This window comes from Caballeronia sp. LZ034LL, assembly GCF_031451215.1.
In the GTDB taxonomy this organism is placed as follows: Bacteria; Pseudomonadota; Gammaproteobacteria; order Burkholderiales; family Burkholderiaceae; genus Caballeronia.
Genome location: NZ_JARUXR010000002.1, coordinates 567,284 through 582,616, shown reverse-complemented (window position 1 = coordinate 582,616; position 15,333 = coordinate 567,284). Strand labels below are relative to the sequence as shown.

7 protein-coding genes are annotated in these 15,333 nt (G+C 62.9%); all 7 read right to left on the bottom strand.

The window, feature by feature from the left end; all coding sequences use genetic code 11:
* Nucleotides 1–1,035: 1,035 nt before the first annotated feature.
* Nucleotides 1,036–9,153 (bottom strand): hemagglutinin repeat-containing protein, encoded by an 8,118-nt coding sequence (locus QCE83_RS17000; RefSeq protein WP_404985216.1) that lies wholly within the window; start codon nt 9,151–9,153, stop codon nt 1,036–1,038.
* 1,010 nt (nt 9,154–10,163) lie between these two features.
* Nucleotides 10,164–11,156, bottom strand: a complete 993-nt coding sequence (locus QCE83_RS16995) for a sugar-binding protein (RefSeq protein ID WP_309813141.1) — start codon at nt 11,154–11,156, stop codon at nt 10,164–10,166.
* A gap of 21 nt (nt 11,157–11,177) precedes the next feature.
* On the bottom strand, nt 11,178–12,203 hold the full coding sequence (locus QCE83_RS16990; protein WP_309813138.1) for an ABC transporter permease: 1,026 nt from the start codon (nt 12,201–12,203) through the stop codon (nt 11,178–11,180).
* Nucleotides 12,204–12,227: 24 nt separating this feature from the next.
* Nucleotides 12,228–12,968, bottom strand: coding sequence for an ATP-binding cassette domain-containing protein (locus QCE83_RS16985; RefSeq protein WP_309813134.1), 741 nt, complete (start codon nt 12,966–12,968; stop codon nt 12,228–12,230).
* Nucleotides 12,969–13,177: 209 nt separating this feature from the next.
* Nucleotides 13,178–13,927: an IclR family transcriptional regulator gene (locus tag QCE83_RS16980; RefSeq protein WP_309813131.1), complete on the bottom strand. Its 750-nt coding sequence runs from the start codon at nt 13,925–13,927 to the stop codon at nt 13,178–13,180.
* 11 nt (nt 13,928–13,938) lie between these two features.
* Nucleotides 13,939–14,691: an amino acid ABC transporter ATP-binding protein gene (locus QCE83_RS16975; protein ID WP_309813128.1), complete on the bottom strand. Its 753-nt coding sequence runs from the start codon at nt 14,689–14,691 to the stop codon at nt 13,939–13,941.
* The gene (locus QCE83_RS16970) at nt 14,688–15,332 is read right to left on the bottom strand and encodes an amino acid ABC transporter permease (RefSeq protein ID WP_309813125.1); all 645 of its coding nucleotides are present in this window, start codon (nt 15,330–15,332) and stop codon (nt 14,688–14,690) included. Before QCE83_RS16970 ends, QCE83_RS16975 begins: the two co-directional genes overlap by 4 nt.
* Nucleotide 15,333 lies beyond the last annotated feature (1 nt).

The following is a 15,333-nucleotide window of genomic DNA, read 5'->3' as shown; positions in this document are numbered from 1 at the left end:
TCTGATAGTGGTCCGGGGTTTAGTACATCCCTCCCGTTCTTGCCTGCCACAAGACACTCAGGCCCTTGCCCATTCGCGCCCGAAGTAGAAACTACATACTCCGTGTAGTATCCGGAGGACTGTTCCGATAAAAGTTGCGCTCCGTCAATTGGCCGATTATTGAAGGTGATACCGTCATTTTGCGATGATGGGGATTCCCCATTTCAAGTATCTGATTAACGGCGTAGAGACGTCTCCAGTTCATCTAAACCAAGGTCCGAAGCTTTCAGGGTCGTCGCTTAGCATCCCAGCTTTGCGGAGATGGACTGGCGAAGTTTTTGCAAACCAAATGAAGAGCACAAGAAACAACGGCACCCCTATCGACAGAAGCGCAAGATTCTCATTCATATCGAAGGCAAGACGACATAGACCCGCAACGAGGAAGGACCAACAGCCAGCACCAATCGTTGAAGCAAGCGAGACCATTGTCCAGATTTGAACCGTCGCGTAGAGACGTCTCCAGTTCATTTGAACCAAGGACCAAATTTCTCCGGGTCATCGCTCAGCATGCCAGCCTTGCTAAGGTGAGCCGGCAAATACCGAACAAAGACTGTTAGCAGAAGCAGGAAGCTCGGGATACCAATGGCAAATACAGAAACGTTCTCGCTCAATCCGATAAGCCTTCTACATATGCCGATCAAGATCACAGAGTACAGGCCGGCAGCCGCGATCGAGATGCAGCCGACGGTGCCAAGTATCTGACTAACGGCGTAGAGACGTCTCCAGTTCATTTGTTGTCAAACCAAGGTCCGAAGAGTTCAGGATCGTCGCTCAGCATGCCTGCCTTGCGTAACGACGTTGGCAAAAGCTTTATGAACACAAGCAGAAGAACTAAAAAAAATGGAAGACCGATCGCGAACACTGCGACGTTGTCGCTCAGGCCGATTAGCTTTCGGCACACTCCGATTACGACGACGGTATAGCATCCTGCTCCAAGTGCAGAAGTCAGACAAATCACGAACCAAATCTGAAATACCGCGTAGGCTCGACGCCAGTTCAATTCTTTTCTCCCGTGCGGCGGACATCATTGACCACCGTTGCGCCTTTAGTTCCAATTCCGGACCATAGAGATACTCGATTAGCAATATTCGAAGTGCCGATGATCGGAACCGTCTTCAAGTTGTTAATGTTCGGCACGGTCACGTCAAACATCGATCCTGTACGATTCAGTCCGTCCGCTTTCCCTACGTTCAACGCCACCGGCACTCGAAGCGCTATAAGTGCCGTCGCAAGATTGGCTCCATCGTATGTCACATCTCCCCAGCCGGCGGGTAGCGCTTGGTTGAACCCATAACGCAACGGGTTTAGTCCAGATGCGGATATGCCATCGTAGCGGTTAGATAGGCTTGTCGCGCCTTCGATTGCATCGCTCGTGCCGAAGACGAACATCCATCCCCCAACCGCACAACCCACGCCGCTTCCACAGAGCGAGCCCCCGGCATTCGCGGTTACCAGTCCCAGTCCAGTCTTCACGACATCCTTCGCCACGCCCATCGGATCACTCCTCACCATATCCGTGACCTTCTGCCCGGGCGTGTAATTGAACAATCCCGTCTCCTTCTGATTGTTCACCCATGCGAGTTCCGGCCCGAGCTGTGACGCCTCAAGCTGACTCACGAAGTTGGCGTTGTATTGCTCACTGCCCGGCGCGTATTCGGCCCAACATTTCACCGCATAGCACGCCGCTTTGGTCAACCGACTGGCCTCGGCCGCATCTCCGTTCGCTTGGTCCGCGATCGTCTTCTTCTCCTTCTGGTTCAACTGCCGATTGTACAAATCCGCGTTACTGGCGGTCACGGCGCCTGCTTCGCCACCTGCCAACGCGCCGCCCGCGCCCGCGACTACATTCGCCGCGAAATTTCCAAGCGTCTTCGAGCCGGTCGCGTTTCCCACGCTCTCGGCGACTCCGCTCAGCTGTGGCGCGAATCCCGCCGCCACTCCCGCGCCCGCTGCCCCGCCTGCTGCCGTGTCGATGCCGCCGCCACCCAATCCGCCAATCAAGCCGCCGCCGATGACGTGCGCGATCACCCGGTCCCTTCCGCCCTCGGCCGTTGCATCGGCTGTCGCCTGATCGTGATCGGCGATGGCCAGCGCGTGCTTCATATCGAAGTACGCGCCAATGCCTTGCGCGACCACTTGGCCCGCCGCCTGTGCGGCCTGCATCGTGTCGGCCTGCTTGTTCAGGATCTCATTCACGTCGGGCGTGCTCGCCACCGTCCCGTTCGTGTTCGTCGTGTCGCGGCTCAGGCTCGCCACGTCCTGCGTCTGACGATCTTTGTCCGCGATATTGACCGTGCCCGCGCCCACCGCGCTACGCGTGGCCGAGCTCTGGTCGCCGCTCTCATTCTGGCCGATCATCGGCACCGGTCCACCCGAGCCCGGCACTGAAGCAGTGCCGACAGCCTTATCGGAGCTCGGACCCGGCGACAGGCCCACCGATCCGCCGACACTGTTCGCCGAATAGTGCGAGTGGTTGCCGACGTCTGCGAACGACAGCGTTCCGGTGGACAGACTGTTCTTCGCTGCGTCATCCGCCCCCGCGATGACCGCCCCCGTCAGCGCCGTATTGCCTTTGACCGACACGTCAAAGCCGCCGTCGCCCGCATATAGCCCCGCCTGTTCCTTGACCTGCGCATAGTTCCCATCCGCATGGCCGTTCTGTGCGCTGAAGCTCGCGCCGCCGCCGCCCTGACTGATCGAGAAGCCGCCGCCGGTGCTGCTCTGATGCGCCGCGCTGACGGTCGTATCCTGCACGCTCGCGATGTTCAGATTGCCGCCGACGTCCGCCGCGATCTGTCTTCCGGCGATCTGCGAGCCGATCACGTTCGTATCACCGCCCGAGACGATCGCAACGCTATTCGCGCCCGTAACGTGCGACGCGTTCTGGATCGCTGCGTCGCTGTTGGCGTCGCCGTGCGCCTTCGCCATCGCCGCCGATATGCCGAAGCCGTTCGTGCCGACCGACACGCCGACGCTCGCGCTCTTGCTGCTGCTGGAGCTGCGCGTCGACGCCGTGTCGGTCGTATTGACGACGTTCACTTGATTCTTCGCGGCGAGCAACACGTCGCTTGCGCTGATGTTCGAGCCGGCGATGCTCAGGTTTCCCTCGGTTGCCACGAACGCCGCCGCGCCTCCTGCGTTCACAGTCGAACCGCGATTGATCGTCTGCGTCTCGCTCGAATCGCTGCGGCTGCTGCTCGACCCGACGCTCAATTGAACGGCAATGCTCGGGTTCTGCATCAGCGCGCCACGGGTCGAGCCGGCGACGGCCATCGCCGCATTCCCCGCGGCCGCGATCGCGTGCAGCGTCGCCGCGCGGTCGTTGCCTGCGCTCGCCGAATGACTTGCTGCGTGGCTCTGCGTGTAGGCGTTATTGATTGCATCGCCCACTGAACCCGACAGCCCGAGCGCCAGCCCGCTCGTATGTGAAGTTTCCGTCCGCGAACGCTGCGCCGTGTCCTTGGCCGCGTCGATGGTGACGTTCGCGCCCAGGCCGACGAGGTCCTTCGCCGCAATCAGATCACTTCCGGTCACATGGAGTGTATTGCCGGCCTGAATCGAGAGATTGCCCGCCAGCGAGCCGACCGTGCTCGCGTTGTTCGTCACGCTCGAAGCCTGATCGGTCGTCGCGAGATTGTTGCTGCCATAGGTCACGCTCAGGCCGCTAGTGCCGAACCCGGAGCGCTTTTCCTGATAGCTGCTCGACGACGTCATGGTGTTCTGCGACGTGCCGATCTTGAGGTCATGCGCCGCGCTCAATGCCACATCGTTCGTGCCGACGATCGTACTGCCTTGGACGTTGATGTCCCGGCCGCTGGCGATCGTCACCGCGTCTGCGGAAACCATGCTGCCTTGTGCAAGCGTCGCCGTGCTCGCGCGCGAACTCGTGACCTCCTTTCCGCTGATCGCATTGCTGTGGCTGTGCTGCTCCTGCGTGTTCTCGAGGTGCGTCTCGGTCGCAGCCGCAATGTTGACGTTGCCGGTGGCCGCAAGCGCGGCCGTGCCGTGGTCGAGGTTGATTGCGCTTCCGACGACGTTGATCTCCTTGCCCGACGCCACGACGAGCGAATCGCCCGCGTTGAGCACGGTGCTCGTGAGCGTGTTGTCGGAGCGGTGCAGCGACTCCGAGTAAGCGCCGTGACCGTCGGCGCCTGCGCTGTTGCTGTCGACGGTCGAGGTCGCGCGCGCGGCCTGCAGGGTGACATTGCCATTCGTCGCGAGCACGCCGCCGCCGTTCAGATCCAGCGACGCGCCGGTCGCGGTGAGGTCGCCGCCGATGCCGATCTGCGTCACGCCGCCTACATTCAGCGCGCTGCCGGTCGTCTGGTTGAGGTTGGTATTCGACACGCCATTGGCGCGCTCGACGACCTTGTTCTCGCCCGTCTGCACCGAGCCAAGCTCATAGTTTCCGCCAACGAGCATGGCGAGATTGCCGCCGACGTCCAGCGTGCCGGCGTTCTGTTGAACGTCGCCGCCGGTCACGATCGCCGCGTCGCCTGCAACGTTCACGGTCGCGAGCGGCCCGAGCGTGCTCACGGTGCGCGTCGCGCCGGTCGCGCTGACCTGGTGGATTGTATTGACGGCGGTATTGAAGAGAAGATTGCCGCCGGCGTTTAGTGCCAGGCTGCCCGCGTTGACGGTGGCGGATGTCAGATCGACGTCGCCTTGCGTGGTGAGGGACATCAGGCCGCCGCTACGCAGCGCGCCGAAAGCGTTGTCGATCTGCTTGCCCTGAATGGAGAGCGTGTTGCCCGCTTGCATTGTGCCGCTGTTCGTGAACGTCTGTGCGTCCTTCAGATCGATATCGGTCGCGGCGATCAGTGGTCCGTTCGTGTTCTGCCGGCTCGCCTTCCCGAGGTACACGACGGGCACGAGCACGGCCTGACCGTCGACGATGACCGTCTGCATGATGACGACGTTGCTCGTGAGCGCCGCGACCTGTTCCGGCGACAGACTCATGCCGAGCGGCAGATCGAGCGACTTCGCGAGCGACGCGCCCGCGGCCAATAGCGCCTCATACATGGCTTGCGTGTCGGTGTACGGACCGAGCACGGCGCGGCCCGTCAACGCCGTGACCTGATTGCGCACGAGCTGTTGCTCGTACAACCCATCGCCCAGGCGTTTCTGTACCTTCTGCGGATCGAGATCGAGCTGCCGCAGAAAGTAGTCGCTTGAAATGAAGCTCCGCTGGTTCGTGAAAGCCGGATTGGTCGCGATGAGATACGTCGCGTCCGGCGCGCTCGTGCGACTGAACAGACCGCCCTGCGGAATCGAGAGGTTCTGCAACACACTCTGCGACGTCGCGCCCGCGATCACGGGATCGATCACCCGCAAGCCGGGCCGCGTACCGAGATCGCCGATCACGACGCCTGAACCCGCCTGAGCCGGAGCAAGTCCGATGGACGGCAAGCCCGCGTTGGCGGCGGTGTTGTTGATGCTCACGCCCGAGCCGGAGAATGTGCGGCCTGCGACGAAACTCGATTCGTAGGCGGGCAGCGCATAGGTGCGGATATCGGCGGGCGCGACTTGCGCGTAGCCGCCTGGACGACCGCCGACAAACGGCGCATCGCCGAACGGTAGCGTCCAGTTGTGCTCCGAGTCGTCGTAGTTGTTGTAGTGGTAATAGCCCGAGTACGTCACCTGCACGACGGGCGCGCTTTGTCCGCGCCAACTGTTCTGATCGAGCGTTGACGGCGCCGCGATGTCGCCGGCCGCTGCGACCGCGCTCCAGAAGTTCTGCAACAGGCCCACATGGGACGCGTCGAGACTGCCGCCGGCGATGATCTGCGCCTGCGGGCTGATCGACGCGATCAGGTTGGCGAGCGCGACGCCCGTATAGGTCGTGTACTGATAGCCGCTGTTCCACTGGCCGCCGTGCGGCGGTTCAACGTAAGCGCCGCCGATGGCGTTTGGATCCGGCGGCGCGCCCCACGGCACGTTTTGACCGGAGCAAGCGGCGGCGTAATAGGCGGTGCAGCCCGACATGCTGATGCCGAGCTGCTCCATCAAGGCGGGGTTGAGCGGCTGATTGAGGCCGGTCGTCGTCATCGTGGTGCGCGTGTTCGTCACCTGAGCGGCATAGAGCGTCATGTCGCCCGCCGACTCGATCAGCGCCGACTGATTGCGGATCAGGTTCGCGTTCGTATAGTCGCCGTTCGCGTCCCTGCCGCCCGCGAGCACGACCTTGCCGAGGCCGTAGATCGCGGTGCTCGCTTGCGTATCGGTCGCGCTGATGTCGTCGCGATTTTCGATGTCGGAGGCGAGTAGTTCGAGCGTGCCTTTGTCATCGGTCGCGCCGATGAGCGCCGTCGGTCCGAGATTGAGAAGCGCGCCGCTCGCATTGAGCGAAACACTGCCGCCGATGATCGCCCCGGTATTCGTCAGTGTGTTTGAGTGCGTAGTCAGCGTGCCGCCCGCCATCATCGTGCCGCTGTTGCGGACATCGCCCGCGTTGACGTCGAGGTTGTTCGCGGTCTGGAGCAGCACGCCGTTGGTGAACGTGCCGGGCAGCGTAAAGGCCAGGTCGTGACCGGTGCTGAACTGCAAATCAGCGGTTGGCGCAAAGTCGCCCTGGACGATCACGGCCACGTCATGCGCCGCGCTGTAGGCGCCGCCGCCCGTCAGCGTCGCCGCGTTGATCGTCAGGTCACGGGTCGCGCCGATCTGGCCGCTCGTGTTCGTGATCGCGCCGGAGGTCGTGATCGCCACGTCGCCATTCGAGCCCGCCACGCTGCCGATCCCGCCGCCGCTGTTGTCGACCGTGTCGGCCCGCACCGTCAAGTTCGCGCCGCTCAACTGCGCGCCTTGTGTGTTGACGAGCGCGGCACTGTCGACCGAAATGCGGCCGTTGGCGGTCATCGTGCCGCCGCGGCTGACGATGCCGTTGCCGCCTCGCACGGCTGTATCGCCTTGGCCAAGATTGCTCACGAGCCCGCCCGTATTGTCGATGCTCGCCGCCTGAAGGTCGAGCGTGCTCAGATCAACGCCTGCGCCTGTGCCCGCTTGAATCTGCCCGTTCGTGTTCGTCCAGCCGCCGCCGCTGGCGAGCGACAGCGACCCGAGCGCGCGAATCGCGCCCTGCGTATTGTCGACGTCGCCGGCGAAGCGCGCAGAGATCGCGCCTTGTGCGGCCAGCACGCCATTCGCGTTGTTCAGGCCAGCGGCCTGCGCGGTGAGCGTGCCCGCTGTAATGATCCGGCCGCCGGCGTTCGAGAAATAGCCGGCGCCGTTGCCGGGCGTAATCGTCAGCGTGCCCGTACCAGCATCGATAATCGAGCCGCCGTCGTTGATGAACGCGCCGGGCGCGAGCGTCAGATCCGTGCTGTTGGTCTGAAAGGTGCCGCCGTTGGAATTGTCGAAGGTGCCGCCGACATGGAATCCCGTCGGCGTTGCGCCGTATTGCGTGATCCGGCCTGCGTGATTAATGAGTGTCGTCGCGTTCACATTGAGCGCGTTCGCCTCGATCCCGCCGCCGGTATTGTCGATTGTGCTGGTACTCGTGACCATGAGATTCGGCGCGACGATCGAGCCGCGGCTATTGGTCAGTCGCCCGGTCCGGATCGTTTCGCTCGTGCCTGCGCCGATCTGGCCGCCGTCGTTGTTCAACGCAGCGCTGACCAGATTCACGTCCGTGTTCGACAGCAGCTTGCCGTCGGCGTTATCGAGCATGCCGTCCGCCATCACCGCAAGGCCGTCACGGGCTGCCATGGAGCCCGACGCGTTCACGACTGCGCCAGCCGCGACATCCACCCGCCCGTTGCTGGCGATCGAGCCGCCGCGGTTCGAGAGCGACGCCGCGCTCAACTGGATATCTGCCGCGCTGAGCACGCCTTGATCGTTGACCAGCGCATTCGCGGCGCTGACCTCGAGGCCGCCGCCCGCCGTAGTCGTCGCGCCCGAAAGGTTCACATCGGCCGCGCGCGCCGCTAGTACAAGCGCGCCGTGCGCGGACGTGGTGCTGCCGCCGAGATCGAGCGCGCTGCCGCTCAGGGCCGCATTGCCGCCGGCAACATTGCGGCCCTTCATCGTCACGGCGCCCGATGCGCTCACGTCGAGGTCACCCGATTGCGCCAACGACCCGTCACCGTTGACGCCAGCCGCAAGTGTGCCCGTCGAAGCGATGTTGTCCGAGCGCAGCGTTGCCTGACGCTGCGCCGCAAGCACGCCGCTGTTCGCCAGCACTCCGCCCGTCGTGGCGACGAGGTCGCCTTGCGCGTAAGTCGTACCGCGATTGTCGATGCCGTCGCGTGCGGAAATGTTGAGCGTGCCGCTTGCGTTGGTCTGCCCCCCGAGCACGAGTTTCCCGTTCGACGTGAGCGTCAAGTCGCCCGCCTGAGCGGCGAGCACGCCGCGCGTCGAGACGCCGACGCCATACTCGTTCGACGCCAGAAAGATGCGATTGGCATACATGCCACCGAGCGCGCTCACGTCGAGCGCGACGGCGGATGCCGTGCCGTTGCCCGCGATCGGCGTCGCGGCGAGCGTATCGTGATCGATGCCGTTCGCGCCGGTAATCGCGTTGAGCCGGTTCGCGTAGATGGCCGCGTTCACCTGAATCGCACGCGCCAGCAGGTCGACCTGATCGATGTTGGCGGCGTTCAATCCCGCACCTTGCACGACGAGGGCGCCGCCGCTCACCGTGAAACCCGTCAGCGACCCGTTCGGCCCAAAGTTCGGCGTGCCCGTGGTCAGAATGGCGCGGCTCGTGTTGATGAAGCCGCCCCCGTCGACTATCAAACCGTTTGGATTGGCAACAACGACCTCGGCGCGCGGCCCGGCGACTTCAACATACCCTCGAATCGCGGAGGGCGAAGGGCTCATCACCTGATTGACGATCACGCGCGCGGAGCCGCCCGGCGCGAGATTGGCGTTGCCGTTGATCAATCCGGCCTGCTGCGTCTGCGTGATGGCGGGCGAGTTGTTGAGGATCGCGCCTTGTCGCTGAACGTCGAATTGCGAGTAGTGATTGAGCGACACACCGGCACCCGAAGGCTTCGCGATATTCACTTGTGCGACGCCGTTTTGCGTCTGTAGGACCTGCGCACCAGAGCCCGGGACCGCGACGATCTGCGCCCAAGTCGGTGCGACTGAAGCAAGCGCTCCGAAGCACAGCATGGCGGCGGCAACAAGCGGACGCAACAGGAGGTGCGGCGCCGCGCTGCGCGTGCCTGCGACCCATACGGCTGGTTCGCTATCGTGAGCGCATGCGAAATCAGCGACAGCGACGTGCATGTTCCGCAGACGGTTGTACACCAGCTTGAAAAGACCGTGATTCATGTTCTTGCAGAAAGGGAGTCGGCGGAACCGGCTCGCGAGGCATGGCAACGCAGGCAAGCAGCACGTGTATTGTCAGCGCTCCGAATTGCCCGGCGTAGGTCGATAAATCTGAAAAAAACGCCTCGCACGAGGCGACGCGCAAAATCAGAGGCATGCCTGTTGCCAGTCCGTGGCGCGACGGAACGATCACGCGGGACCTGGGATCGGCGCCTCTCAGGGAGGCGAGGGCAGGTCAGCCAAGCGCGGCGACCTCGTTTGCAATGAGCCCGCGCAGCTTGCTTGCGTGGTGAATCGTGATCAAGCACGTCGCCTGATGCTGACTCAGGTACGCGCGTATGACGGGGGAGGGCGGGTGGATACGGGTATGGATGCGGTGCCTCTGACGCCCACGGGTTCGCCCTCTTGTGGTGAGGGCCCGCGTACCTCTTCAGGAGAGGCGACGGGCCAATAGCAGAGTTGAGCGGCTGGAGCGACGAAGAACCCGAATCGCTCTGCACCCTCTACTACGGCCCGCCATTGAACGGTCGGACACGATGCACGTCCGTGCAAGGACGTGAGAGATCGGAAACCTGCGAATTCAACCGCCTCGCCCATGACAGGCGAAGCGGGGTTCTTCTCATTTGCGGCTCACAGGTCGGTTGAAACCTGCTTCCGCGATGCACTCGCCGAACCGCAAAAACTACGCACAATCGCGCCTAATTGCACTGAGAAGATTCTGAGTCTTGCGATGCGTTGAATGTGCGTGATTCGCTGCCTGTTGTCCAAATCTGTGACGCGATCGCGCAAGGGTTTGGCGCACGCGGTGAAACGATGATGAGCACAGCACGCCGCACGCCGCGCTTCTCTCCTCAATGCTTCAGGCACGTGTCGGCATTCTTCCACGTGCACGTGTCAAGCCCCGTATGCACGATCGGCTTCACCGTCTTCCCCTCCGCAAGATCACGCATCACCATCGCCGCCTGATAACCCATCTCCTCCGGACGCTGACCCACCAGCACATTCACCTTGTGATCCTTCAAAGCCTGCAGTTCGGGCGCAAGCGTATCTGCCGACACAATCACGAACTTGCCGCTCTGGATCTTGTCCATGATCGGCGCAACCACCTGCGAATAGGCCTGCGGCGCAAACAGCGGCCAGCCACCCTCCAGCACGAACGCATCCAGTCCGCTGGCGTTCGCCGTCAACGTGTCCTGCATCATCTGGTTCGCTTTCGCCGCATCATCATTCACGTAGAGCGGGCACGCGCTGATCTCGTTCCAGCCATTCTCGCCCGCCAGCTTCGACACGCCTTTCTTGCCCGCCAACGCATCACGCGTCCCCTGAGCCCTCTGATTGATGTTCTCAGCAGCAGGGTTGCCCATCACCAGACAAATCTTTCCACCCTTCGGCATCAGCGTCTTCAACTGCTCGCCAAGCTTCACACCCAGGTCGTAGTTGTCCGTGCCGACATAGCTCTTGCGCAACGACTGGTCCTTCGGCAATAAATCCGCATCCGCAGTGATGACCGGAATCTTGCTGCCACGCCGGCGAATCACTTCAGCAATCGCAGGCGCATTCGATGGCGAAATCGCAATCGCCGCCACGCCCTTCGTCAGCAAGTCGTCGATGATCTGCACTTCCGCACTCTCGTCGGCGGCCGTCGCGGGCCCCGTGTAGTAGCACGTATAGCCTTGCTTGCTCAGCTCCTTGTTCGCCCGGTCACAGCCCTGATGCATCAGATCGAAATAGGGGTTGTCCAGGCCCTTCACCACCAGGGCCAAGGTCTTGTCCGCCGCGTAGGCAGATGAGGCCAGCATCGCCAGGCCTCCCAGCGCAGCAAGGTACACCAATGCTTTCTTCATTTTCGTCTCCAGTAAGACAGCTCAGTCCGTCTGCCGGTCGCCGCCGAGCCGGTTGAAAAGCACCGCGACAATGATGAAGGAGCCCACCACCGTTCCCTGCCAGAATGAATCAACGCCCAGCAGGATCAGGCTGTTGCGGATAACTTCGATCAGCGCCGCCCCAACGACCGTGCCGAACGCGCTGCCCATGCCGCCCATCAGGTTCGTGCCGCCAATCACCGTGGCGGCAATCACGCGCAGTTCGTCGCCCGTGCCGAGACCCGTCGTCACCGCGCCGAGCCAGCCAACCTCCAGGATCGCGGCGACGCCCGCCATCAAGCCAGCCAGCACGTACACCGAGCAGATCACCCGGCGCACCGGCACGCCGGTCAGGTTCGCCGCATGACGATTGCCGCCGACCGCGAAGACATAGCGGCCCCAGCGCGTCCAGCCGAAGGCAAACCAGAACAGCAGCGCGAGCACGACGAGAAACCACACCGGATTGGCAACGCCGAGCGTCGATCCGCCGCCAAGCGCGAGCAGTTTGCTGCCGTCAGGACCGAAATCGAAGATGGTGCGGCTGCGGGAAATGACGAGGGCGAGACTGCGGCCCACGCTCAGCATGCCAAGCGTCACGACGAAAGGCTGCATGTTGAGATAGGCGATCAGGAAGCCATTCACCAGGCCGACGAGACCCGCTGTCAGCAAGCCCATGCCGATGCCGGCCCACAACGGATAGCCGGCGTTCATGACCACCGACAGCACGACGCCGCTGAGGCCGATGGTCGAGCCGACCGAAATGTCGATGCCGCCCGTGACGATCACCGCCATCATGCCCAGCGCGACGATGGCGACGAACGCGAAATTACGCGTCACGTTGAACAGGTTTTGCGACGTGGCGAACGTCGAGGTCGCCAGAGACAGCACGATGCAGGCAACGATCGTCGCGAGCACCACCCAGAACACCTGGCTTGCAAGCATGCCGGACCAGCGCGTATGCGTCCTCGCTGACTGCGGATCATCGAGCACGACCGGAATCGGGTTCGGCCTCTGTTGGGCATCCTTCAAGTGAGGTCTCCAGGCGGTGAAAAGTCAGGCGACGGCGATGGCTCCGGTAATGAGACCGGTCACTTCTTCTGGCGATGTGTCTTTCGTCGGCTTGTCGGACACCTTGTGGCCACGCCGCATGACGACCACGCGGTGCGCAACGGCAAACACGTCGGGCATGCGGTGGCTGATCAGAATGACGGCAATGCCATGTTCGGACAGCCGGCGGATCAGGTCGAGCACCTCGGCCACCTGACGCACGCTGATCGCAGCGGTCGGTTCGTCCATGATGACGAGCCGCGCTTCCGACAGACGCGTGCGCGCGATCGCCACCGCCTGCCGCTGACCACCCGACATCTGCCGCACGAGATCGCGCGGGCGCGTTTCGGATTTCAATTCACGAAAGAGTTCGCCGGCCCGCTGGTACATGGTGGCGTGATCGAGGACGCGGAAAGGCCAGACGCCGATGCGCGGTTCCCGGCCCAGGAAGACGTTGGCGGCGGCCGTCAGGTTGTCGCATAGCGCGAGATCCTGATAGACGACCTCGATGCCCTGGGCGCGCGCATCGACAGGCTTGCTGAAATGAACGGGTTGGCCGCTCATGCGAATCTCGCCATGCGACGGCGGAAAATTCCCGGCGATGATCTTCACGAGTGTCGACTTGCCGGCGCCGTTGTCGCCCATGAGACCCACCACCTCGCCGGGCTCGAGACTGAATGTCACGTCGGTCAGGGCCTGTATCGCGCCGAAGTGCTTCGAAACCTCCTTGAGTTCGAGAAGACTCATGGACGGGCGGGCTCGCGGTGGAGTCGTCCTTGCTTCTGCGCGGGCGACGGTTGGATTCGCTGACTAGCTAATTTTTTAGAGCATGGCGCCCCTTTTAGCAAGGCACTTTCAATCAGCGCTTTCCCGAGGCCCGCGTGTGTCGCGAACGCCTCGTGTCCTGACTCGCACCTTACAGGCTTGCCGCAAGCAGCCGAAGCCTTACATTCCCCTCAGCGCGGCGAAAGCGCCTGCGCCGATTGCAGCAGATCGTCCAGCATCGACTGACGGCGTTCAGGGTCGGTGTCGCGGCCCGTCATGAAGCACAGCGCGGCAATCGGAATGCCCGCGCGGTCGCGCACGGGCGCGGCCATGCAGAGCCGAAACGCATTGGACAGACCTTCCGTGCAGCAATAGCCCAGCGTTTTCGCATGCTGTACATCGCGCATGAATTGATCGAAATCGATGCGCACGCCGTTGTCGAGCACGAAGTCATCGGCGGGAATCAGCGCGCGGATGGCGTCGGCGTTCATGTGGCCGAGCAGCAGGCGTCCGGTCGCGGTCCACGGAATCGGCACGCGCACGCCGATATCCGAGCTGATGTTGAAGGGCCGCGCACTGTTCTCCGATAGCACCACCGCGTACTTGTTTCCTTCGAGCATGCACAGCTGCGTGGTCTCGTCGTATTTGCGCACGAGCGCGAGAATGGACTGATGCGCGCGGCTGATGAGGTCGTTGTGCGCCGCGTAGTCCGAGCCGTAGTAATGCATCTCGCGTCCGAAGAACACACTGCCATCCGCCGATGTTTCGAGCCAGCCCACGTCGGCGAGAATGGCGACGAGTTCATAGATGCTCGAACGCGGCGAGCCGGTCGCTTCGATCAGCTCGCGCATCGTCATGGGCCGCTGCGCATGATGCAGCTTCCTGAAGATATCGATGACACGGTCCACGCCTCGCGCGCGCGACGATTCCGTTGCTGCCATTCGCTCAGCCTTCAATGGTCGAGTACACGGCTGAGAAACTGCCGCGTGCGTTCGTTCGCCGGGTTGACGAAGATGTCCTCGGGGCCGCCTTGCTCGGCAATCACGCCCTTGTCCATGAACACGACGCGATCCGCCGTCTTGCGCGCAAAGCCCATCTCGTGAGTGACGACGACCATCGTCATGCCGTCGCGCGCCAGGCCGCGCATCACTTCCGTCACTTCGCCGACGAGTTCGGGATCGAGTGCGGACGTGGCTTCATCGAAGAACATGATGCCGGGCTCGACCGCCAGCGCCCGAGCAATGGCGACGCGCTGCTGCTGTCCGCCCGACAACTGGATCGGATAGTGCGAGGCACGGTCCGCGAGTCCCACGCGGTCGAGCGTCTCCATCGCGCGGGTGCGGGCATCGGCGGGCGACATGCCGCGCGCCTTGATCAATGCAAGCGTGACATTGCCGAGCGCGGTCTTGTGCGGGAACAGGTTGAACTGCTGAAACACCATGCCGACGTGGCCGCGAATCTCGCGCGCGCGCTTCGGATCGTGCAGGGGCACGTCGTTGACCCACACCTGGCCGGAGTCCGTCGTCTCCAGTCCGGCCATGATGCGCAGCACCGTGCTCTTGCCCGAACCGGATGCGCCGATCAGCACCAGCACTTCGCCTGGGCGCACGTCGAGATTGATGTCGTTGAGCACGCGCGTCGCGCCGAATGCCTTGCTTACGCCCGACAATGAAATGGCGGGTTTGGTCTGAATCGAATCGCTCACGTCAGTCTCCGGCGGTCATGATGGCGCACCCATTGCGAGAGCGGGAAGCACACGACGAAATAGATCAGCGCAACGAGCCCGTAGATCTCCACCGGCTTGCCGATGCGGTCCACGATCGCCTGGCCGCCGTGCATCAGTTCGGACATGCCGATCATGCTGACGATCGACGTATCCTTGATGAGGGACAAATACTGCCCGACGAGCGGCGGCAGCACGATGCGTCCGGTCTGCGGCAGCACGACCGAGGTGAAGGCCTGCATGCGCGACAGACCGAGAATCTGCGAGACTTCCCACTGTCCCTTCGGCACCGACTCGATGCCAGAGCGGAAGACTTCCGCGATATACGCGCCCTGATACACGCTCAGGCCAATCACGCCCGCGGCAAAGACATCGATGGCATAGCCGAAGTACGAGACGCCGAAGTAGATGAACATCAGCGTGATGAGCACGGGCGTACCGCGAAACAACTCGGTATAGAGCTTCGCGATCCGGTCCGTTCCCCACGGTCCGAACGACCGCAGCACGGCAGCGAGCAGGCCGATGAGCGTGCTCCCGACGATCGCTGCAAGCGACAGCAGCAGCGTCGTCACGAGCCCTTGCAGCAGGATCGACAGACTGTTTTTCAGTAGCTCGAGTGACATG